Genomic DNA, 21,839 nt, shown 5'->3' with positions numbered 1-21,839 from the left:
CACCACCCTAGCGAGACCCTGAGCGAGCCCTAAACGTGCGTCGGGGCGAACATGCGGAGTGTGGCCGGAAGTACCACCACCGAGGGGCCCGGGGTGGCGAGGGCCTTCGCCAGGTCCGCGCGGAGGTCGTCCGGGGAGGTCAGGGTCGCCGGGATGCCGAAGGAGGCGGCCAGGGCGGTGAAGTCCGGGCGGGTCAGTTCGGTGCCGGTCGTACGGCCGGCGAAGGCGTCCGTCATGTACTCGCGCAGGATGCCGTAGCCGCCGTCGTCCACGATCAGCCAGGTGACGTCCAGGTCGTGCTGGCGGGCCGTGGCCAGCTCGGCGATCGAGTACATCGCGCCGCCGTCGCCGGAGACGGCCAAGACCGGGGTGCCCGGCTCGGCCAGGCAGGCTCCGAGGGCGGCCGGGAAGGCGTAGCCGAGGCCGCCCGCGCCCTGCGCGGAGTGCATGGTGTTGGGGTGCTTCGGGTCGAAGGCCGACCACGCCCAGTAGGCCAGGATCGTCATGTCCCAGAACGACGGGGAGCGGGGCGGGAGGGCCGACCTGATCGAGGTGAGCAGGCCTTGCTCCAGGGTGAGGTTCTGGGAGGCCAGGCGGTCCGCGACGGCGGAGAGGACGGCGCGGACGCGGTCGGGGGCGGCGGGGTCCGGGCGTTCGGCCACGGTTTCGAGGAGGGCCTGGAGCGCGAGGCGGGCGTCCGCGTGGATGCCGAGCGCGGGGTGGTTGGACTCCAGCTTGCCGAGGTCCGCCTCGATCTGGATCACCCGGCCGCCGGGCAGGAACGTGTGGTAGTTCGAGGACAGCTCGCCCAGGCCGGAGCCGACGACGAGGAGGACGTCGGCGTCCTCCAGGAAGTCGGTCGTGTGGCGGTCCTCCAGCCAGGACTGGAGGGAGAGCGGGTGGGTCCAGGGGAAGGCGCCCTTGCCGCCGAAGGTGGTGACCACGGGGGCGGAGAGGCGTTCGGCGAGCTGCTTCAGTTTGCCTGCCGCGTCCGAGCGGATGACACCGCCGCCCGCGATGATCACGGGGCGTTCGGCGTTCTCCAGCCAGTGCGCGGCGAGGGCGGTCAGCTCGGGGCGCGGGGCGAGCTCGTGCGGGGTGGCGTCCATCCCGGTGACCTGCGGGATGAACGTTTCGGTGCGGAGGACGTCCTCCGGGACCTCCACCCACACCGGCCCGTGCGGGGCGGTCAGCGCCGACTCCCAGGCCTCGGCGATGACGGACGGGATCTGGGAGGGGGTGCGGGCGAGGTGGACGGACTTGACCACGTCCCGGAAGGAGGCGGCCTGGTCGCGCAGCTCGTGCAGGTGGCCGCGGCGCCCGCCGCCCAGGCCCGCGGTCGGGACCTGGGAGGAGATCGCGAGGACGGGAGAGGAGGCCGCGGCCGCCTCCGCCAGGGCGGGGAGGGCGGTCAGGGCTCCCGGGCCGGTGGAGAGGAGGAGGGGCACCGCCTCGCCGGTCATGCGGCCGTACGCGTCGGCGGCGAAGCCGGCGTTGTTCTCGACGCGGAGGGTGACCAGCCGCAGGTCGGAGCGGCCCACCGCGTCGAACAGCCCGAGGGCGTGCTGCCCCGGCAGGCCGAACACGGTGGTCGCGCCGAGCCCGCGCAGCGTCTCCACGACCAGGTCCCCGCCCGTCCGGCCGGGCGGCGGCGCGAGGGCCGCCGCCCGCTGGGCGTCGGTGGGGCGGAGGACCAGGTCGTGGTCGTGCGTCACGCTGTACGTGCCTTCCGTGCTGACGTGCCGGGCAGTGCTGGCTGCCGACCCGCCGGGAGGGAGGGGCTCACTTGCCCTTCGCCGCGGCGATCTGGCGGCTCATGATCGTGGTCAGCTCGTACGCGGTGTGGGAGGCCGCGACCGAGGTGATCTCGGCGTGATCGTACGCCGGGGCGACCTCGACCACGTCGGCGGAGACCAGGTTGCAGGAGGACAGCCCGCGGATGATCTCCAGCAGCTCGCGGGAGGTCATGCCGCCCGCCTCGGGGGTGCCCGTGCCGGGCGCGTGCGCCGGGTCGAGCACGTCGATGTCGATGGAGATGTACAGCGGGCGGTCGCCGATGCGCTGGCGCAGCTGGTCGGCGATCTCGTCCGCGCCGCGACGGTACACGTCGGCGGAGGTCACGATGCCGAAGCCCATCTTGGCGTCCTCGTCGAGGTCCTGCTTGCCGTACAGCGGGCCGCGGGTGCCGACGTGGGAGAGGGCCTCGGTGTCGAGGATGCCTTCCTCGACGGCGCGGCGGAACGGCGTGCCGTGCGTGTACTCGGCGCCGAAGTACGTGTCCCAGGTGTCCAGGTGCGCGTCGAAGTGCAGCAGGGCGACCGGGCCGTGCTTCTTCGCGACCGAGCGGAGGAGGGGCAGGGCGATGGTGTGGTCGCCACCGAGGGTCATCAGGCGGGAGCCGGCGGACAGCAGCTCGTCGGCGGCGGCCTCGACCGTCTCGACGGCCTCGTTGATGTTGAAGGGGTTCACGGCGATGTCACCGGCGTCGGCGACCTGCGCGAGCGCGAACGGGGAGGCGTCCTGCGCCGGGTTGTACGGGCGCAGCAGGCGGGAGGCCTCGCGGATGGCGTTGCCGCCGAAGCGGGCGCCGGGGCGGTAGGACACGCCGGAGTCGAAGGGCACGCCGACGACGGCGACGTCCGCCGAGCCGACCTCGTCCAGGCGGGGCAGCCGGGCGAAGGTGGCCGGGCCCGCGTAGCGCGGGATGCGGGAGGAGTCGACCGGTCCGCGCGGCGTCTGCTCGGTGCTCATGGGGGTGCCCTTCTGGAGGTCGTGCATGTGCGGTTCTTCGAGCGTAAGTCGCGGGGGTCGGGGCGCGCAGTGTACGTTCCATCCATACCGACCTGCTGTCCTGTACGGAGCATCCATGACCACCCCTGGCTCCGGTACGAACGACCGGCCTGATGCGGTCCCGGCCGAGGGCTCCGCCGTGTCGTCTGTGGCCTCAGCGCCGTCCGCGGCCCCTGTGTCTCCCGTGCCGCCGGTGGCCCTGGGGGCGCTGCTCGGGGACCGGGAGCTCGGGCTGCGGCATCTGGCCGGGCCGGCCGAGGCCCGGGTGCACGGGGTGCACGCCTCCGAGATGGCCGATCCGTCGCCGTACCTGCTGGGCGGGGAGCTGCTGCTCACCGCGGGGGCGGGGCCGGGTGGCGGCCCCGGCGAACCCGGCCCTTGCGAACCCGGCCCTTGCGAACCCCGCCCCGGCGAACCCCGTCCCGCGGAACACGGCAGCGCCGCGGAGTACGACCGGTACGTGGCCCGGCTGGTCGCGGCCGGGGCGGCCGCCCTCGGGTTCGGTGTGGCCCCCGTCCACGAGGAGGTGCCGGCCGCGCTCGCCGACGCCTGTGCGCGGCACGGGCTGCCGCTGCTGGAGGTTCCGCCGCGCACCCCGTTCACCGCCGTCGCCCGCGCGGTCTGGCGGCTGATGGCCGAGGCGCGGACCCGTGAGCTCCGCCGCGTGACCGAGGCCCAGCAGGCGCTTGCCGCGGCCGCGGCCCGGCCGAATCCGGTGCCGGCGGTGCTGTCCCGCCTTGCGGCGGGCCTCGGCGGGTACGTGGTGCTGTGGCCGGACGGGCGGGCCGCGGGCACATCACCGCCCCCGGAAGACGGCACAGAAACGGCTCTGGAAGCGCTCATGGCCCGGGTCGGGCGGGCCGCCGGGCCGGCGACCGCCACCGACCAGGTCGGCGGCCGGCACCTCGCCGCGTACGCCCTCGGCCGGCACGCCGGCCGGCATGCGGCGCTGGGTACCGCCACCCCGGCCCGTACCCCCGGCGACCACACCGTCGCCTCGGTCGCCGCCGTCCTGCTGACCCTGCTCACCGCCGAGCGGCCCGCCGGGGACGACACGGCCGCCCTGGCACGGCTGCTGCTCGGCGGCTCCCCCGCGGAGGTGCTGGGCCCCGGCCCCTGGTACGCGGTCCACGCCCGCGGCGGCGGCACCGACCCCGATCCGCGGGCCCTCGCCGCGGCGCTGGGGACCGTACTGCTGGATCCGCGGCCCGGTCCCGGCGTCCGGCTCCTCACCGACCGGGATCCCGGTCCGCAGCCCGGCTGGCGGCTGGGGGTCAGTGCCCCGGCCGGACCCGAAGCCCTGGCCACCGCCGACGCGCAGGCCCGGCGTGCCCTGGACCGTGCCGAGGCCGCCCGCGCACCGCTGGCCCGGCACACCCAGCCCGGCCTCGCGGGCCTGGTCGGCGCAGCGGAGGCCCGGGCGCACGCCGAGGCGCTGCTCGCCCCGCTGTCCCCCACCCTGCGCGAGACCCTGCGGGGCTGGCTGGCCCACCACGGCAGCTGGGACCGCAGCGCTGCCGCGCTGGGCGTGCACCGGAACACCGTCCGCCAGCGCATCGCCCGCGCGGCCTCGCTCCTGGACCGGGATCTGGACGACCCGGACGTCCGCATGGAGCTGTGGTTCGCCCTGGGCACGGCGTCGCGGGAGGCGTCAGGGGTTGGCGGTGACCTCGAAGCCGGCACCGAACACGTCCGCGGGGTCGGCGGCGTCCCGGGCGCGTAGGTCGGCCAGGATGTTGGCGGAGCTGGTGTAGACGTACCAGGGATACGAGATGATCATCCCCTTGGTGATGCCGGCCCAGGGCCCCTCCGCCTGGAAGCCGTTGGCCTGCGACGGGTAGGCCGAGCCGGGCACGTGCCAGATCGTCGGCCCGCCGGAGTCACCGGCCTTGTGCTGCGGGTGGGCCTGGTAGACGCCCCGGTCGTTGGATGACGTTCTCGCGGAGCTCGCGGTCGGCGTAGGCGGGGCCGTTGATGCAGTGCCCCGCGGAGATGGCGGTCCTCCGCCCGTAGTCGTCGTTGCCGACGGCACCGATGGTGCAGAACGCGTCGGGGGTGCTCGCGTCGAAGACGATCTGCATGCCGTTGTGGACGCGCTTGGCCTGCCGGGGCTCCGGCACGTCGGCCCGGGCCGTGCCCGCGCCGAGGACCAGGGTGACCGCCGTGGCCGCGGCGAGGCTGCACAGCCGCCTGAACATGAGGCCTTACCTCTTTCCGTCGGGGACCAGGACCGGTGTACGAGTCAACCGGTGCTGCCCGCGGGCCAGAAGGGGGAATCCGGACATGCCCCCGCCCGCGACCGCAGGGGCGCAAACCTCGTTGGCCGGTCCGGCGGGAACGGGGAAGATCGTCCGATGGCCTCTTCCCTCCCCGAGCTCTGGACGCGCGGCGTCGCCCTGAACCCGGCCGCTCCTTCCGATGTCCTGCTGCGACTGCTGGACCCCGCCGCTGGCACGGCGCGCCGGCTGCTGTGCGAGGAACGCGACCTGCCGGCCGACGTGGCCGGGGCAGTGGCCGCGCATCCCGAGGCGGCCGTGCGGAGGGCGTTCGCCAGGAATCCGCACGTGGATCCTGCGCGGCTGCGGCCGTTGGCCGACGACCCGTCCTCACTGGTACGCGGATCGCTGGCCGGCGGGCCCCGCCCGCGAACTCGGCGGGTCCGACCGCTGCCCGACGACATCCTCGAATCCCTACTCACTGCACGGGATTCGGGCGGCGACGGGATGCTCTCGGCGAACGAGATCGTCCAGGAGCTGATCGCCTCGCGACAGATACCCCACTCGTTCCGCCGCACGTGGCCCGCGCACGAGAACCCCGTCCTGCGGGAACTCTCCACCGGCATGTGGCACTGGCTCGGCCCGGGACAGCGCGACGTCCTGCTCGCCGATCCGGATCCCGACGTACGGGCGGCCGCGCGGGCCCGGACCCGGGAGTCAGACCCGGCGGCCGTGGAAGCCGACCTGCCGGGGTTCAACGGGCACGGCAGGGCGTGGGTGTTCAGCACCTGCGCGCTGAACCGTGCCCTGGTCGAGACCGGCTTGACGGAGGGGCGGCAGTACTCGCTGGCCGTCAACCCCCACACGCCCGCCGACGTCGTGGCCCGTCTGGCCCGCGTCGACGACCCGGAGGTCCGGGAGCGGGTGGCGGCGCGGGCCGACATCGGTCCGGCGCTGCTGGCCGAACTCGCGCAGGACCCGGACGAGGCGGTGCGCCTGCGGGCCCGCGTGCAGCCGCTGCCACGCACGTGGGCGCAGTGCGGCGCCGTCGACCGGGTCTTCGGGGCGTGCGCCGTCGGCTGCACCTGCCCGATCACCGAGCCGTTCGCCGAGCCGGACCTGGACTGGTACCGGGCGTGTGCGGTGTCGCCGGAGCCGGTACTGCGCAGGGTCGCCGCGAGCCTGTCCCTGCTGCCCGACGACCTCGTGCCACGGCTCGCGGAGGATCCCGATCCGGAGGTGCGCCACCGGCTCGCCTGCCACCATCCGCTCGCCCCGCCCGCGCTCCTGCTGGAGACCTTCCTGGCCCGGCCCGTGCACCGGCCCCACCTGCTGACCCTGCCGCGGCTCCCCCGTACCGGCCTCGGCCACCTGCTGGACCACGCGGACCCGGACGTGCGCGCGCTGGCGGCCGCCGACCCCACCCTGGCCCGGCCGCCGGTCCGGCTGCTGGCCGATCCGGAGGAGCGGGTGCGGCGGGCGGCGGCCGCCCACCCGGTGTTCTCCGGGGAGGCGCTGGCCGCGCTGCTCGACGATCCGCGCACCGCGGAGGGCGCGGCGGCCAACCCGAGCCTGCCGGCCGCCCGGATGCACGGGCTGCTGGACCTCGGCGGGCTGCCCGGCCCCGGCGGGCTGCCCGGCCTCAGTGGGCTGCCCGGCGGATCGCGGCCACCGTCGGGACCGGGGCGTTCGTGAGGAAGTCGAGGACGAGCGCGTTGACCAGGGCGGGCTTCTCCTGGGTGAGGAAGTGGGAGGTGCCGGGGACGACGGCGAGTTCGGCACGGGGAAGGGCGTCGTACATGTCGACCACGTGCTGCATGGTGACCAGGTCGTCGTCGGAGAACATGACGAGGGTGCGGGCGGTGACGGCGGCCAGGTCGGAGGCCTTCAGGTCCGGCTCCTTGGCGGCCATCTCGCCGATCTTCGTGGCGACGACCTTGAAGTGGTCGATGCCGTCCGGGGAGACCTCGCCGTAGGCGGGGCCGAGGAACTCGGCGATCTGGTCGACGTCCCATTCCATGTCGGGCACGGCCTCGCCCGCCTTGCTGAAGCCTCCGCTGATCAGGACCAGGCGCTTGACCAGCTCCGGGCGCTGCATCGCGACGAGCATGGCGACGAACGCGCCGTCGCTGTGGCCGACCAGGTCCGCCGGCTCGCGCACCACCGCCTCCAGGAAGGCGATCGTGTCGTCCGCCATCAACTGGTACGTGATCGGGCCGGGTACGTCCGGGGTGTGGCCGTGGCCTCGGCGCTCGGGCGTGTAGACGCGGAAGTGCTCGGCGAGGGGGCCGAGGTTCGGCTCGAAGAAGCGGGCGTCGACCAGGCCGCCGTGCAGGAGGACGAGGGGCTCGCCCGCGCCGTGCTCGTCGTACCAGGTCTTCACTTCGCCCAGCTGGACGTACGTTCCCATCACCCGTCTCCGTTCCGTCGGTGTGGTCCTGTGCTCAGTGTCGTGACGGTTGACTGCGGGCGGGGGCAAAACTCATCGGCGCGGCGGTCTGCTGCCCGGATCACGACGCTCGTCCCCGTCTGCCGCGGCGAGGCCCCCGCCACGCGGCGGGGGCCTCGGCGGTTCAGCGGTTGAAGGCCGGGAAGGCGAAGCGCTGGACGGTCCTCAGGCCGTCGCCCTTGGCGTCGGTGCTGTTGACCGAGTAGACGAGGGTGCGGGAGAGGTCGCGGGTGGCGGCGATCACCGTGTGGTAGCCGGGGCGGGCGCCGGTCTTGCCCCAGACCTCCTTCCCGTTGATCACGTGGCGTTCGAGGCTGGCGCTGCGGGTGGCGCCGGGGACGTCCGGGACGGTGAACATCTCCTCCAGTTGCGGGGCCGGGACGACCTGGCCGCGGAAGAGGGCGACGAGGAAGCGTTCCAGGTCGCGGGTGGTGGAGATCATGTCACCCGCGGCCCAGCGGTCGGACATGTTCCATTCGGTGACGTCGACCGGCTTGCCGTCCATCAGGTCGTAGCCGCGGTTGTGGGGGCCGTGGATGCGGGGGTCAGTGCCCTTGGGGAAGGAGGTGCCGGTCATCCCGAGCGGGCGGAAGATCCGGACCTCGGCCTGGTGGGCGTAGGTGTCGCCGGTGGTCTTCTCGATCAGCATGCCGAGGATCGTGTAGTTGATGTTGTTGTACTTCTGCTGCGTGCCCGGGGTGAAGGCCAGGCCCTTCGCGACGGCGGAGGCCACCACCTGTTGGGGGGTGATCGTCTCGTAGCGGTGCGGGTAGCCCTCTTCCACGATGTCGCCGAAGCCGATGCCGCCCTGGATGCCGCTGGTGAAGTTGAGCAGGTTGCGGACGGTGACCTGCTCGAAGGCGGCCGGGAGGACGTCCGGGAGGTAGCGGCGGGCCGGGGCGTCCAGGTCGACCTTGCCCTCGGCGGCGAGCTGGAGGACCACGGCCGCGGTGACGACCTTGGTGGTGGAGCCGGCCCGGAAGCGGGCGTCGGCGAGGGCGGGGGCCCCGGTCTTCAGGTCGCGCACGCCGGCGGTGCCCGTCCAGCGGCCGTTGCCGCCGACGCGGATCAGGGCGGCCGTGGCGTCCTGGTCCGGCAGTCCGGCGAGGGCCTTGCGCAGTGCCGCGGCGTCGGGGCCCTGTGTGGTGACGGCCGCAGGGGCGGGGGCGGCGACAGCGGTGGCGCCCAGGGGGCCTGCGGTGAGGCCGAGGAGGAGGGCGGCGGCGAGGATGGTGCGCGTGCGGCGGTTCATGCGGGCTCCTGGCTCGATTGCTGTGGACGGCTTCCATCCTGGTGATCGTGTGCGGCCGTGGGATCCTGCGTGGAGAGGAGCCGTCCCCTGCGGGTAACCGGCCTGCGGGTCAGGGGAGTTGGTAGGGATGACCCCGAAGGCGCCACCGGGCTCCCCACCTGGGGAGGTGGCGCTCGTCATACCGTCTGCAGAGCTCTGGACAGAGTCGACAACTCGCCGGTAACTTTGTATGAGCAAGCGCTTAGACATAAGCGGCGGACCGCCGCGACGAAGGGAGCCGGCCGTGCGCCGTACGGTGTTCAACGAGGACCACGAGGCCTTCCGGGAGACCATCCGCGCCTTCATCGAGGCCGAGGTCGTGCCCGTCTACGACGAGTGGTTCGCCGCCGGTCAGGCGCCCCGCGACTTCTACTACAAGCTCGGCGAGCTGGGCGTCTTCGGCATCAACGTCCCCGAGGAGTTCGGCGGCGCCGGCCTGGACACCCACAAGTTCGAGGCCGTCCTGTACGAGGAGACCTCCCGCGCGGGCGTCAACTTCGGCGGCTCCGGCGTGCACGTCCTGCTCGCCCTGCCCTACATCAAGATGCTCGCCACCGACGAGCAGAAGAAGCGTTTCCTCCCGAAGTTCGTCTCCGGCGAGGAGATGTGGGCGCTGGCAATGACCGAGCCGGGCACCGGCTCCGACGTCGCGGGCATGAAGACCACCGCCAAGCTCTCCGAGGACGGCACGCACTACGTCCTCAACGGCTCCAAGACCTTCATCACCGGCGGTGTGCACGCCGACCGCGTCATCGTCTGCGCCCGCACCTCGGCCCCGAGCGAGCAGGACCGCCGCTTCGGCATCTCCCTCTTCGCCGTGGACACCAAGTCCGAGGGCTACTCCATCGGCCGCAAGCTCGACAAGCTGGGCCTGAAGACCTCCGACACCGCCGAGCTGGCGTTCGTCGACGTCAAGGTCCCCGTCGAGGACCTGCTGGGCGAGGAGGGCAAGGGCTTCTACTACCTCGGCCACAACCTGGCCTCCGAGCGCTGGGGCATCGCCTTCGGCGCCTACGCCCAGGCCGCCGCGGCCGTCCGGTTCGCGCAGCAGTACGTGACCGAGCGCACCGTGTTCGGCAAGCCGGTCGCCCACTTCCAGAACACCAAGTTCGAGCTGGCCGCCTGCCAGGCCGAGGTGGACGCCGCCCAGGCCGTCGCCGACCGCGCCCTGGAGGCCCTGGACGCCGGCGAGCTGACCCCGGCCGAGGCCGCCTCCGCGAAGCTGTTCTGCACCGAGGTCGCCCACCGCGTCATCGACCGCTGCCTCCAGCTGCACGGCGGCTACGGCTACATGAACGAGTACCCGATCGCCCGCCTGTACGCCGACAACCGCGTCAACCGCATCTACGGCGGCACCAGCGAGATCATGAAGTCGATCATCGCCAAGTCGATGGGGCTGTAAGTCCCCTTGAGCGAGGCACTCACCGATCTCCTCGATCTGCTCGACCTGGAGCAGATCGAGGAGAACATCTTCCGCGGCACCAGCCGCACCTCCCTGGTGCCGCGGGTGTTCGGCGGACAGGTCGCGGCCCAGGCGCTGGTCGCGGCCGGCCGGACCGTGCCCGGGGACCGCACCGCGCACTCGCTCCACTCGTACTTCCTGCGCACGGGTGACGCGGGCGCGCCCATCGTCTATTCCGTGGACCGGATCCGCGACGGGCGCTCCTTCACCACCCGGCGGGTCGTCGCCGTCCAGCACGGCCAGCCGATCTTCCACCTCTCGGCCTCCTTCCAGGTGTCCGAGGAGGGCCTCGACCACCAGGTGGCGATGCCGGAGGCCCCGGATCCGGAGAGCCTGCCGACCGCGGCCGAGGCGCTGCCCGCCTACCGGGACCTGTTCCGGGACGCGGGCACGGTGGAGCGGCTGCTGGAGTCGCGCGCCGCGGTGGACCTGCGGTACGCGACGACCCCGCCGTGGGGCACCATCGGCGAGCCGGTGGAGCCGCGCTCGCAGGTGTGGTTCCGCACGGCCGGCAAGCTGGAGGGCGACGACCCGCTGCTGCACACCTGCCTGGCCACGTACGTCTCCGACATGACCCTGCTCGACTCGGTGCTGCTCGCGCACGGCCGGGGCGGCTGGGCCGTCGGCGATGTGGTCGGGGCCTCGCTGGACCACGCGATGTGGTTCCACCGGCCGTTCCGGGCCGACGAGTGGCTGCTGTACGACCAGGACTCCCCCACCTCGCACGGCGGGCGGGGCCTGGGCCAGGCGCGCATCTGGACGCAGGACGGCCGGCTGGCCGTGACGGTGATCCAGGAGGGCGTCGTCCGCGTTCCGCGCGCCTGACGCGCCCCGGTCGGGCGGACGGTCCCGACGGCCGTCCGGCCCCGGCCCCCGGACACCCCCTGGGTAGGGTGGGCGCGACAGCAACCGCGGCCGGAACGGCCGAAACGGCCGGAACAAGGAGCAGACGTGAGCGAGCCGGCGTCCATCGCCCTGCAGCAGGAGATCGCCCGGGAACTGGAGGTCGCCGAGACCTTCGACGCCGAGCGGGAGATCGAGCGCCGGGTGGCCTTCCTCACCGAGCGGCTGACCTCCACGGGCTTGCGTTCCCTCGTCCTCGGCATCAGCGGCGGCGTGGACTCCACCACCACCGGCCGGCTGTGCCAGCTCGCCGTCGAGCGGGCCCGCGCCGCCGGGCACGAGGCGGTGTTCTACGCGATGCGGCTGCCGTACGGGGTCCAGGCCGACGAGCACGACGCCCAGCTCGCGCTCTCCTTCATCCGGGCCGACCAGGTACTGACCGTGGACGTCAAGCCCGCGAGCGACGCCGCCCTCGACGCCTCGGCGGCCGCCGGCGTGGCCTTCCGCGACGCCCACCACCGGGACTTCGTGCACGGCAACATCAAGGCCCGGCAGCGCATGATCGCCCAGTACGCGGTGGCTGGTGCCCACGACGGCCTGGTCGTCGGCACCGACCACGCCGCCGAGGCGGTCTCCGGCTTCTTCACCAAGTTCGGCGACGGTGCCGCCGACGTGGTCCCGCTGACCGGTCTGACCAAGCGGCGGGTGCGCGCCGTCGCGGACGCGCTGGGCGCGCCCGCGGAGCTGGTGTGGAAGACGCCGACCGCCGACCTGGAGACCCTGGACCCGGGCAAGGCCGACGAGGACGCCCTCGGGGTCACGTACGACCAGATCGACGACTTCCTGGAGGGCAAGCCGGTGGGCGAGCGGGCCTTCGAGACGATCGTGCGCCGCTACCGGCTGACCGACCACAAGCGCCGGCTGCCCATCGCCCCCTGAGGCCGCGGCCCTCCGGCGGACGAGCGCGCGGCGCGTCCGCCGGATCCCGGGGTCCCGGCGTCCCTGAGGCCTAGTCCTCCAGGAGGCCCGCCGCGTTCAGCAGGTAGGCCACCATCGGGTCGTAGAAGCGCGGGTCGCGGACGTGGTCGTCCAGCGGGACCACCACCTGGAGGGTGCCCTCCGCCTCGCCGAGGAACAGGGCGGGGTCGTTGCAGTCCGCGTACCCCACCGCGTCCAGCCCGCGCTGCGCGGCGCAGCCCGCCCAGCCGTGGTCGGCGACGACCAGGTCCGGCAGCGGGCGGCCGGCCGCGGCGAGGCCGTCGAGGATCGCCGCCATCGGCGCCGGGGAGTGGGTGTGCCACAGGGTGGCGCCGCGCTCCAGCACCGCGACGTCGGCGAACTGCCACACCGAGGCCTCGTCGGCCGTCAGCCCGGACGGGATGACGACGATGTCGCAGCCCGCCGCCCGCAGGGCGTCGGCGGTGGCCCGGTGGACGTCCAGCAGGCCGCCCGGGTGGCCGGTCGCCAGCAGGACGCGCTGGCGGTCCAGGGCCGCCTTGCGCAGCCGGGCCGCCATCCGGTCGAGGGCGTCCACGGTCAGTTCCGGGTCGATGGTGTCCTGGCCCTGACGGTGCTCGGGGTCGTCGACGACCCCGCAGCGCTCGGCCATCACCGCGAGCACGTCCTGCTCGTCGGTCCAGCGGTCGCCCAGCTCCAGGCCGAGCCAGTAGTGCCGGTCGCCGTTGGCGAGCTTGCGGTAGTGGGAGAGGTTGTTTTCGCGCGGGGTGGCGACCTGTCCGGCGATCCGCGTGCGAACCAGGTGTTCGATGAGCTCGGCGCGGGTGGGTACGGACGTCTCTATCGGCTTCGGCATGCGGCCCATTCTGCCGCCGCGACCCCGGATGCGACGGCTCCATCCCAACCGTCGGACGCGTCGTGTCACGCGGTCAGCGCCCCGAAGGCCCCGTGCGCGAGCCTGCGCAGCAGCGACTCCGTCGCCTCCCGCCCGAGCGCCGCCAGGTGCGGGGTGGAGTTCAACAGGCCGAAGACGGCGTGCACGGCCACCCGCACCTCCGCCTCGCCGACCTGCGGGTGCAGCACCCGTACGACGTCGACCCACAGCTCCACGTACTTGCGCTGGAGCTGGCGTACGAGCTTGCGGTCGGTCTCGCGGAGCCGGTCGAGCTCCCGGTCGTGCAGGGTGATCAGCGCGCGGTCGTCGAGCGCGAAGTCGATGTGGCCGTCGATCAGCGAGGCCAGGACCGCGGAGGGGTCGCCGGCGGCCTCCTCCGCCCGGCGGCGGCCGCCGGTCAGCAGCCGTTCGCTGATCCCGACGAGCAGCTCGGCCAGCATGGCGTCCTTGCCCGCGAAGTGCCGGTACAGGCCGGGGCCGCTGATGCCCACCGCGGCGCCTATCTCGTCCACGCCGACGCCGTGGAATCCGCGCTCGGCGAAGAGGCGGGCGGCCTCACTGAGGATCTGCTCGCGACGGGTCGGGGCGGCCGCTGAAGTGCTCATGGGAATCCATTCTAGACAGGGGCCGTTAGCGGTCGTTAACCTTGGCTCCACAGAGGTTAACGGTCATTAACCGCGTGGACCGAGCAAGGGAGCTCGACCGATGCAGCAGGCACCCGTCCTCACGAGCGCCGCGGACCCGGCGTCCGAGGCCTGGCGCACCAACGAGGCCGCCCACCGCGAACTCAGCGAGGGCCTGCGCGCCCGCCTGGACGCGGCCCGGCTCGGTGGCGGCGAGAAGGCCCGCGCCCGGCACACCGCACGCGGGAAGCTGCTGCCCCGCGACCGGGTGGACACCCTCCTGGACCCCGGTTCCCCCTTCTTGGAGCTGGCCCCGCTGGCCGCCGAGGGCATGTACGGGGGTGCGGCCCCGGCGGCCGGGGTGATCGCCGGCATCGGCCGGGTCAGCGGTCGCGAGTGCGTGATCGTCGCGAACGACGCCACGGTCAAGGGCGGCACCTACTACCCGATGACGGTCAAGAAGCACCTGCGGGCCCAGGAGGTGGCGCTGGAGAATCGTCTCCCCTGCCTCTACCTGGTCGATTCCGGCGGCGCCTTCCTCCCCATGCAGGACGAGGTCTTCCCCGACCGCGAGCACTTCGGCCGCATCTTCTACAACCAGGCCCGCATGTCCGGCGCCGGGATCCCGCAGATCGCGGCCGTCCTCGGCTCCTGCACCGCCGGTGGCGCGTACGTGCCGGCGATGAGCGACGAGGCCGTGATCGTCCGCAACCAGGGCACGATCTTCCTCGGCGGCCCGCCCCTGGTGAAGGCCGCCACCGGCGAGGTGGTCACGGCCGAGGAACTCGGCGGCGGCGAGGTGCACAGCCGCGTCTCCGGCGTGACCGACCACCTCGCGGAGGACGACGCGCACGCCCTGCGGATCGTGCGGAACATCGTGGCGACCCTGCCCGAGCGCGGGGCCCTGCCCTGGTCGGTGGAGCCGGCCGAGGAGCCGAAGGTGGACCCGTACGGCCTGTACGGCGCGGTCCCCGTCGACTCCCGCACCCCGTACGACGCCCGCGAGATCATCTCCCGCATCGTCGACGGCTCCCGCTTCCAGGAGTTCAAGGCGGAGTTCGGCACCACGCTGGTCACCGGCTTCGCCCGGATCCACGGCCACCCGGTCGGCATCATCGCCAACAACGGCATCCTCTTCGCCGAATCCGCGCAGAAGGGCGCCCACTTCATCGAGCTGTGCGACCAGCGCGGGATCCCGCTGCTGTTCCTCCAGAACATCTCCGGCTTCATGGTCGGCCGCGACTACGAGGCCGGCGGCATCGCCAAGCACGGCGCGAAGATGGTCACCGCCGTGGCCTGCACCCGCGTGCCGAAGCTGACGGTGGTGGTCGGCGGCTCGTACGGCGCGGGCAACTACTCGATGTGCGGCCGGGCGTACAGCCCCCGCTTCCTGTGGATGTGGCCCAACGCCAAGATCTCGGTGATGGGCGGCGAGCAGGCCGCCTCCGTCCTGGCCACGGTCAAGCGCGACCAGCTGGAGGCCGCCGGCCAGACGTGGCCGCTGGACGAGGAGGAGGCCTTCAAGGCCCCGGTCCGCGCCCAGTACGAGGAGCAGGGCAGCGCCTACTACGCCACCGCCCGGCTGTGGGACGACGGGGTCATCGATCCGCTGGAGACCCGGCAGGTGCTGGGTCTGGCCCTGACGGCGTGCGCGAACGCCCCGCTGCCCCAGAGGGACCCGGCGCAGCCGGCCTTCGGCATCTTCCGTATGTGACCCGAGACCTGTGACGTGAGGACCTCAATGTTCAGCACTGTCCTTGTGGCCAACCGGGGCGAGATCGCGGTCCGGGTCATCCGCACCCTGCGCGAGCTCGGGATCCGGTCCGTGGCCGTGTTCAGCGACGCCGACGCGGACGCCCGCCATGTCCGGGAGGCCGACACCGCCGTCCGCATCGGCCCGGCCGCGGCTGCCGAGAGCTACCTGTCCGTGGAGCGGCTGCTCGACGCGGCCCGGCGCACCGGCGCCGAGGCCGTCCACCCGGGCTACGGCTTCCTCGCGGAGAACGCGGCGTTCGCCGAGGCCTGCGCCGGGGCGGGCCTGACCTTCATCGGCCCGCCCGCGTCCGCGATCTCCCTGATGGGCGACAAGATCCGGGCGAAGGAGACCGTGCGCGCCGCGGGCGTGCCCGTGGTCCCCGGCTCCTCCGGCAGCGGCCTGTCCGACGCCGAACTCGTCGCGGCCGCCGAGAAGATCGGCATGCCGGTGCTGCTCAAGCCCTCCGCGGGCGGCGGCGGCAAGGGCATGCGCCTGGTCCGCGACGGGGCGCTGCTCGCGGACGAGATCGCGGCGGCCCGCCGCGAGGCCCGCTCCTCCTTCGGCGACGACACGCTGCTCGTCGAGCGCTGGGTGGACCGGCCGCGGCACATCGAGATCCAGGTGATGGCCGACGCCCACGGCAACGTGGTGCACCTGGGCGAGCGCGAGTGCTCGCTCCAGCGGCGCCACCAGAAGGTCATCGAGGAGGCCCCCTCGGTCCTGCTGACCCCGCAGATCCGTGCCGCCATGGGTGCGGCGGCGGTGGAGGCGGCACGGGCGTGCGGGTACGTCGGCGCGGGCACGGTGGAGTTCATCGTCCCCGGCGGCGACCCGTCCTCCTACTACTTCATGGAGATGAACACCCGCCTCCAGGTGGAGCACCCGGTGACGGAACTGATCACCGGCCTGGACCTGGTCGAGCTCCAGCTGCGGGTGGCGGCGGGCGGCGAGCTCGGCCTCGCGCAGGACGACGTGACGCTCACCGGGCACGCCGTCGAGGCCCGCATCTGCGCGGAGGATCCGGCCCGCGGCTTCCTGCCGTCCGGCGGCACGGTGCTGGCGCTGTCGGAGCCGTCGGGCCGGACGGTGCGGACGGACTCCGGGCTGACGGCCGGGGTGGACGTGGGCTCCACGTACGACCCGATGCTGTCGAAGGTGATCGCGTACGGGCCGGACCGGGACGCCGCGCTGCGGGTGCTGCGGGGGGCGCTGGCCGACACCGTGATCCTGGGTGTGCAGACGAACGCCGGCTTCCTGCGGCGGCTGCTGGCCCACCCGGACGTGGTGTCCGGGAACATGGACACCGGGCTGGTGGAGCGCGACCTGGCCTCGATGCTGCCCGGGGGCGTCCCGCCGGAGGTGTACGCCGCCGCCGCGCTGCTGGCGCAGGGTTCCCTCCCCCGCCCGGCGGGGACGGATTGGGCCGATCCGTTCTCCGCGGGCGACGGCTGGCGCCTGGGCGGCACCCCGGCGTGGACGGTGCACCACTTCCGCCTCCCGGGCCAGGACCCGGTCACGGTCCGCACCCGCCGACGGGGCACCGAGCAGGAGGTCCTGTTCGACGCGGCGGTAGCTGGGGGAGGTCCGGGGCAGGGCCCCAGCGGGCCGGCCGCGGGCCGGATCGTCAGCCGCACCGCCGACCGGCTCACCGTCGAACTCGACGGCGTCACGCACCGGTTCGACTACGCCCCCTCCCCGGAGGGGACCTGGCTGGGCCGCGACGGCGACAGCTGGCACGTCCAGCACCACGACCCCGTCGCGGCGGCCCTCGGCGGCCGCGGCCACGCGGGGGCGGACACCCTCGCGGCGCCGATGCCGGGCACCGTCACCGTCGTCAAGGTCGCGGTCGGCGACCGGGTCACCGCCGGCCAGAGCCTGCTCGTCGTCGAGGCGATGAAGATGGAGCACGTCATCTCCGCCCCGCACGCCGGCGTCGTCACCGAGCTGGAGGTTTCCCCGGGCACCACGGTCGCCATGGACCAGGTCCTGGCCGTGGTCACCCCCGACGACGCAGAGGAGGAGGGCGCATGAACGGGCTGCCCATGGCCGTCCCCGCCGCCGGTCTGCCGGCGCGGGTGCGGATCCACGAGGTCGGCGCCCGCGACGGGCTGCAGAACGAGAAGTCGGCCGTCCCGACTGCGGTCAAGGCGGAGTTCATCCGCCGGTTGGCCGCCGCCGGCCTGACCACGGTCGAGGCCACCAGCTTCGTCCACCCGAAGTGGGTGCCCCAACTGGCGGATGCCGAGGAGCTGTTCCCGCAGCTCGACGACCTCGCCCGGGCCGGGGTGCACCTGCCGGTGCTGGTGCCGAACGAGCGCGGCCTCGACCGGGCGCTGACCCTCGGCGCGGACCGGATCGCCGTGTTCGGCTCGGCGACGGAAACCTTCGCCTCCCGCAACCTCAACCGGACGATCGCCGAGTCCCTGGCCATGTTCGAGCCCGTCGTGGCCCGGGCCAAGCAGGGGAAGGCGCATGTGCGGGGCTATCTGTCCATGTGCTTCGGCGACCCCTGGGAGGGCGCGGTCCCGGTCCACCAGGTGGTCCGCGTCGCCAAGGCCCTGCTCGACCTCGGCTGTGACGAGCTGAGCCTCGGCGACACCATCGGCGTCGCCACTCCCGGGCACGTACAGGCGCTCCTGTCCGAGCTCAACGAGGAGGGCGTGCCGACCGACCGGATCGGCGTGCACTTCCACGACACCTACGGCCAGGCACTGTCCAACACCCTCGCCGCGCTCCAGCACGGCGTGACCACGGTCGACGCCTCCGCGGGCGGCCTCGGTGGCTGCCCGTACGCGAAGAGCGCCACCGGGAACCTCGCCACCGAGGACCTGGTGTGGATGCTCGACGGTCTCGGCATCGAGACCGGGGTCGACCTGGCCGCCCTCACCGCCACGAGCGTGTGGATGGCCGAACAGCTGGGGCGTCCGAGCCCTTCCAGAACCGTCCGCGCCCTCTCCCACAAGGAGTAAGAAGACATGTCCCTCGACCACCGGCTCTCCCCCGAGCACGAGGAACTCCGCCGCACCGTGGAGGCGTTCGCGCACGACGTCGTCGCGCCCAAGATCGGCGACTTCTACGAGCGGCACGAGTTCCCCTACGAGATCGTCCGCGAGATGGGCGCCATGGGCCTGTTCGGGCTGCCCTTCCCCGAGGAGTACGGCGGCATGGGCGGGGACTACCTCGCCCTCGGCATCGCCCTGGAGGAGCTGGCCCGCGTCGACTCCTCGGTCGCCATCACGCTGGAGGCGGGCGTCTCCCTGGGGGCCATGCCGCTCTACCTCTTCGGCACGGAGGAGCAGAAGCAGCGGTGGCTGCCGAAGCTGTGCTCGGGCGAGATGCTCGGCGCGTTCGGCCTGACCGAGCCGGGTGCGGGCAGCGACGCCGGCGGCACCCGCACGACAGCCGTCCGCGACGGCGACGAATGGGTCATCAACGGTTCGAAGTGCTTCATCACCAACTCGGGTACGGACATCACCGGGCTGGTCACGGTCACCGCGGTGACCGGGCGCAAGGCGGACGGCCGCCCGGAGATCTCCTCGATCATCGTGCCGTCCGGCACCCCGGGCTTCACCGTGGCGGCCCCGTACTCGAAGGTCGGCTGGAACGCCTCGGACACCCGGGAGCTGGCCTTCGACGGTGTCCGGGTACCGCTGGCGAACCTGGTGGGCCAGGAGGGCCGCGGGTACGCCCAGTTCCTGCGGATCCTCGACGAGGGCCGGATCGCCATCGCGGCGCTGGCCACGGGCCTGGCGCAGGGCTGCGTGGACGAGTCGGTCAAGTACGCGAAGGAGCGGCAGGCGTTCGGCCGGTCCATCGGCGACAACCAGGCCATCCAGTTCAAGCTGGCGGACATGGAGATGCGCGCGCACATGGCTCGAATTGGTTGGCGCGACGCCGCCTCCCGCCTCGTGGCGGGCGAGCCGTTCAAGAAGGAGGCGGCGATCGCGAAGCTGTACTCCTCGACCGTCGCGGTCGACAACGCGCGCGAGGCCACGCAGATCCACGGCGGCTACGGCTTCATGAACGAGTATCCGGTGGCCCGGATGTGGCGCGACTCGAAGATCCTGGAGATCGGCGAGGGCACGAGCGAGGTGCAGCGCATGCTCATCGCCCGGGAGCTGGGCTTCTCCGCCTGAACCCGGACATAGCACGAGGGGGCCCTAAAAAACTTAGGGCCCCCTTACCGTTTTCAGCCAAGGTTAGGCTAACCTTCCCAGCGAACGGCCCAGTGGCCGCCCCGGCACGTACTGAAAGCGGACATCAAAATGCCCAAGTCCCGTACCTCCCCCTTCACCCGTCGCGGTCTCATCGCCGCCGGCGGTGCTCTCGGCCTCGTCGCGGCGCTGACCGCGTGCGGCGGTTCCGACTCGGCGAAGAGCGAGGGCGACAAGGACAAGGGTGCCGCGGCCTCGGGCGCCTGGACCTTCAAGGACGACCTGGGCAAGGACATCAACCTGAAGGCCCAGCCGAAGAACGTCGTGGCCTACACCGGCACCGCCGCCGCGCTCTACGACTACGGCGTCCAGGTCAAGGGCGTGTTCGGCCCGACCAAGACCGCTGACGGCAAGCCGGACGTGACGGCCGGTTCGATGGACATCTCCAAGGTCGAGATCCTCGGCAACGTCTACGACGAGTTCAACGTCGAGAAGTACGCCGCCCTCCAGCCCGAGCTGCTGGTCACCAACACCTGGGACGGCAGCTACTGGTTCGTCCCCGAGGCCTCCAAGGACAAGATCCTGAAGCTGGCCCCGGCCGCCGCGATCGGCACGGGCGGCAACGCCTCCATGGACCAGGCCCTGCAGCGCACGGCCGACCTGGCCAAGGCCCTCGGCGCCGACCTGAACGCCAAGAAGACCACCGACGCGAAGGCCGCCTTCGAGGCCGCCGCCAACAAGGTCCGCGAGGCCACCAAGGCCAACCCGGGCATCAAGGTGCTCGTCGGCTCCGGCACCGCCGACCTGTTCTACGTCTCCACCCCGAAGACCTCGGCCGACCTGAAGTACTTCGAGACCCTGGGCGTCGAGTTCGTCGTCCCGGAGCAGGACAAGCTCGACCAGGGCGGCTTCTTCGAGAGCCTCAGCTGGGAGAACGCCGGCAAGTACAAGGCCGACCTGGTCCTGCTCGACAACCGCACCGGCACCGCGCAGCCGGAGGACCTGAAGGCCAAGCCGACCTGGACCGAGCTGCCCGCCGTCAAGGCCGGCCAGGTCGCCCCGCGCGTGACCGAGCCGATCTACTCGTACGAGAAGTGCACCAAGGTGCTGGAGGACCTGGCCAAGGCCATCCAGGGCGCCAAGAAGGTCAGCTGACCACCGGCCTGACGGCGCCTCCGGCCTGACGACACCTCCGGCCCGACGGCACCACCGGCCACCGGCGCCGGGGGGGGGGGGGCCCGCCCCCCCCCCCCCCCCCCCCCCACCCCCCACCCCCCCGGGGGGGGCCCCGCCCCCCCCCCCGCCCCCCCGGCGCCCATCCGACTTCCCAGGGGGACTCCGCATGACCGCCACCGCGCCCGAGAGCACCGAGGCCGTGGCCCACTTCCGGTTCTTCACGCTGGAAGTGGTCCGCACCCGCCGCCTCGGCCACTCCTTCCTGCGGGTCACCTTCGGCGGCGAGTCCCTCGCGGGCTTCCGCTCGGGCGGCCGGGACCAGAGCCTGTCGCTCTTCCTGCCGCCCGCCCACCGGGAGCACACCGAGCTCCCGTCCACGGACGAGGACACCTGGTTCGCGGGATGGCGCGGGATGCCGGACGAGGAGCGTCCGGTGATGCGTTCCTACACCGTGCGCGAGCAGCGCACGACGGACGGGGGCGCGGTCGAGGTCGACATCGACTTCGTGCTGCACGGGGACTCCTCCCCGGCCTCCTCCTGGGCCGGGCGGGCGGTGACCGGCCGCCGGATCCTGGCGATCGGGCCGGCCGTCGCGGAGAACAAGTCCGTGCGCTTCCAGCCGCCCGCCGACACGGACGCGCTGGTGATGTACGCGGACGAGACCGCGCTGCCTGCGGCCGCGGCCATCCTGGAGGGGCTGGACGACGACATGCGGGTCACGGCCTTCTTCGAGGTCCCGCACGCCGACGACCGGCTCGACCTCGCCGCCCCGGCCGGCACGGAGATCACCTGGATCGTGCGGGAGGCCGGCCCCGGCCGCACCGAACGCGTCGTGGACACCGTGCGCGCCGCCCAACTGCCCGCCTCCGGGATCCCGTACGCCTGGCTGGCGGGTGAGGCCGGCACGATCCGCGCCGTGCGCCGCCACCTGGTGCAGGAACGTTCCATCGACCGGCGCGCGGTGCGCTTCACCGGCTACTGGCGCCTGGGTGCGAGCGAGGAGCAGCTCCTCGCCGAGACGTACGCGGGCCAGGCACCCAGCGAGGACCCCGGCGCCGCGCTGTAGCGGGATCCCGGCGGCCGCACGCGCCTTCACGGCGCCCCCGGACACCCTCGACAGCTCTTCGGCGGGCCCTGGCTCCACGGCCAGGGCCCGGCGCGTTTTTTGTTGTTAAATTAGTTTGGGTAAACAAAACCAAATCTTAGCCCATAATAACCCCCCGCCCC

At 73.0% G+C, this 21,839-nt stretch carries 19 protein-coding genes; 11 read left to right on the top strand and 8 right to left on the bottom strand.

What is annotated here, in order from left to right:
* Positions 1-29: 29 nt before the first annotated feature.
* Together ACFVGY_RS32390 and speB are read right to left on the bottom strand one after the other, a co-directional pair.
* Positions 30-1,715: a thiamine pyrophosphate-binding protein gene (locus tag ACFVGY_RS32390; protein WP_385684328.1), complete on the bottom strand. Its 1,686-nt coding sequence runs from the start codon at positions 1,713-1,715 to the stop codon at positions 30-32.
* A gap of 67 nt (positions 1,716-1,782) precedes the next feature.
* Positions 1,783-2,751 carry an agmatinase gene (gene speB / locus ACFVGY_RS32385; protein ID WP_385684373.1) on the bottom strand — a complete coding sequence of 323 codons (969 nt, stop codon included), beginning with the start codon at positions 2,749-2,751 and terminating at the stop codon, positions 1,783-1,785.
* A gap of 115 nt (positions 2,752-2,866) precedes the next feature.
* On the opposite strand from speB, the gene ACFVGY_RS32380 reads away from it, so the two are divergent.
* Positions 2,867-4,513: a helix-turn-helix domain-containing protein gene (locus tag ACFVGY_RS32380; RefSeq protein ID WP_385684325.1), complete on the top strand. Its 1,647-nt coding sequence runs from the start codon at positions 2,867-2,869 to the stop codon at positions 4,511-4,513.
* On the opposite strand, the gene ACFVGY_RS32375 is transcribed toward ACFVGY_RS32380, so the two are convergent.
* Together ACFVGY_RS32375 and ACFVGY_RS32370 are read right to left on the bottom strand one after the other, a co-directional pair.
* Positions 4,442-4,645 (bottom strand): hypothetical protein, encoded by a 204-nt coding sequence (locus ACFVGY_RS32375; protein WP_385684322.1) that lies wholly within the window; start codon positions 4,643-4,645, stop codon positions 4,442-4,444. The genes ACFVGY_RS32380 and ACFVGY_RS32375 overlap by 72 nt on opposite strands.
* 25 nt (positions 4,646-4,670) lie before the next feature.
* Positions 4,671-4,988 (bottom strand): hypothetical protein, encoded by a 318-nt coding sequence (locus ACFVGY_RS32370; RefSeq protein WP_385684319.1) that lies wholly within the window; start codon positions 4,986-4,988, stop codon positions 4,671-4,673.
* Positions 4,989-5,144: 156 nt separating this feature from the next.
* On the opposite strand from ACFVGY_RS32370, the gene ACFVGY_RS32365 reads away from it, so the two are divergent.
* Positions 5,145-6,701, top strand: a complete 1,557-nt coding sequence (locus ACFVGY_RS32365) for a hypothetical protein (protein WP_385684316.1) — start codon at positions 5,145-5,147, stop codon at positions 6,699-6,701.
* Here ACFVGY_RS32365 and ACFVGY_RS32360 read toward each other — a convergent pair.
* Entirely contained in the window at positions 6,649-7,416 is a 768-nt protein-coding gene (locus tag ACFVGY_RS32360; protein ID WP_385684313.1) for an alpha/beta fold hydrolase, read from the bottom strand. The genes ACFVGY_RS32365 and ACFVGY_RS32360 overlap by 53 nt on opposite strands.
* A 163-nt stretch (positions 7,417-7,579) precedes the next feature.
* Positions 7,580-8,707 carry a serine hydrolase domain-containing protein gene (locus tag ACFVGY_RS32355; RefSeq protein WP_385684310.1) on the bottom strand — a complete coding sequence of 376 codons (1,128 nt, stop codon included), beginning with the start codon at positions 8,705-8,707 and terminating at the stop codon, positions 7,580-7,582.
* A 283-nt stretch (positions 8,708-8,990) separates the two neighbouring features.
* Between ACFVGY_RS32355 and ACFVGY_RS32350 the strand changes: the two genes are divergently transcribed.
* The 3 genes from ACFVGY_RS32350 to nadE all read left to right on the top strand — a co-directional run bounded on the left by ACFVGY_RS32350 (position 8,991) and on the right by nadE (position 11,990).
* Positions 8,991-10,148 (top strand): acyl-CoA dehydrogenase family protein, encoded by a 1,158-nt coding sequence (locus ACFVGY_RS32350; RefSeq protein ID WP_385684307.1) that lies wholly within the window; start codon positions 8,991-8,993, stop codon positions 10,146-10,148.
* Positions 10,149-10,154: 6 nt separating this feature from the next.
* On the top strand, positions 10,155-11,033 hold the full coding sequence (locus ACFVGY_RS32345; protein ID WP_385684304.1) for an acyl-CoA thioesterase: 879 nt from the start codon (positions 10,155-10,157) through the stop codon (positions 11,031-11,033).
* A 126-nt stretch (positions 11,034-11,159) separates the two neighbouring features.
* Positions 11,160-11,990 (top strand): ammonia-dependent NAD(+) synthetase, encoded by an 831-nt coding sequence (nadE, locus tag ACFVGY_RS32340; RefSeq protein ID WP_385684301.1) that lies wholly within the window; start codon positions 11,160-11,162, stop codon positions 11,988-11,990.
* A gap of 70 nt (positions 11,991-12,060) precedes the next feature.
* On the opposite strand, the gene ACFVGY_RS32335 is transcribed toward nadE, so the two are convergent.
* On the bottom strand, positions 12,061-12,873 hold the full coding sequence (locus ACFVGY_RS32335) for a phosphatase (RefSeq protein ID WP_385684299.1): 813 nt from the start codon (positions 12,871-12,873) through the stop codon (positions 12,061-12,063).
* A gap of 56 nt (positions 12,874-12,929) precedes the next feature.
* A complete protein-coding gene (locus ACFVGY_RS32330) occupies positions 12,930-13,508 on the bottom strand; it encodes a TetR/AcrR family transcriptional regulator (RefSeq protein WP_385684296.1) in 579 nt (192 codons plus the stop codon).
* Between the two features lie 100 nt (positions 13,509-13,608).
* On the opposite strand from ACFVGY_RS32330, the gene ACFVGY_RS32325 reads away from it, so the two are divergent.
* The 6 genes from ACFVGY_RS32325 to ACFVGY_RS32300 all read left to right on the top strand — a co-directional run bounded on the left by ACFVGY_RS32325 (position 13,609) and on the right by ACFVGY_RS32300 (position 21,678).
* Positions 13,609-15,240: a carboxyl transferase domain-containing protein gene (locus ACFVGY_RS32325; RefSeq protein ID WP_385684293.1), complete on the top strand. Its 1,632-nt coding sequence runs from the start codon at positions 13,609-13,611 to the stop codon at positions 15,238-15,240.
* Positions 15,241-15,267: 27 nt separating this feature from the next.
* Positions 15,268-17,313: an acetyl/propionyl/methylcrotonyl-CoA carboxylase subunit alpha gene (locus ACFVGY_RS32320; protein WP_385684290.1), complete on the top strand. Its 2,046-nt coding sequence runs from the start codon at positions 15,268-15,270 to the stop codon at positions 17,311-17,313.
* The gene (locus ACFVGY_RS32315; RefSeq protein WP_385684287.1) at positions 17,310-18,251 is read left to right on the top strand and encodes a hydroxymethylglutaryl-CoA lyase; all 942 of its coding nucleotides are present in this window, start codon (positions 17,310-17,312) and stop codon (positions 18,249-18,251) included. The genes ACFVGY_RS32320 and ACFVGY_RS32315 overlap by 4 nt, the downstream gene beginning before the upstream one ends.
* A gap of 6 nt (positions 18,252-18,257) precedes the next feature.
* Positions 18,258-19,418, top strand: coding sequence for an acyl-CoA dehydrogenase family protein (locus tag ACFVGY_RS32310; RefSeq protein WP_385684284.1), 1,161 nt, complete (start codon positions 18,258-18,260; stop codon positions 19,416-19,418).
* A 129-nt stretch (positions 19,419-19,547) separates the two neighbouring features.
* Positions 19,548-20,591, top strand: a complete 1,044-nt coding sequence (locus ACFVGY_RS32305; protein ID WP_385684281.1) for an ABC transporter substrate-binding protein — start codon at positions 19,548-19,550, stop codon at positions 20,589-20,591.
* 187 nt (positions 20,592-20,778) lie between these two features.
* Positions 20,779-21,678, top strand: a complete 900-nt coding sequence (locus ACFVGY_RS32300) for a siderophore-interacting protein (protein WP_385684279.1) — start codon at positions 20,779-20,781, stop codon at positions 21,676-21,678.
* Positions 21,679-21,839 lie beyond the last annotated feature (161 nt).

Source organism: Streptomyces sp. NPDC127106, assembly GCF_042677605.1.
GTDB lineage: Bacteria > Actinomycetota > Actinomycetes > Streptomycetales > Streptomycetaceae > Streptomyces.
The sequence above is the reverse complement of the archived record's forward strand: the minus strand, read 5'-3'. Positions and strand labels throughout refer to the sequence as shown.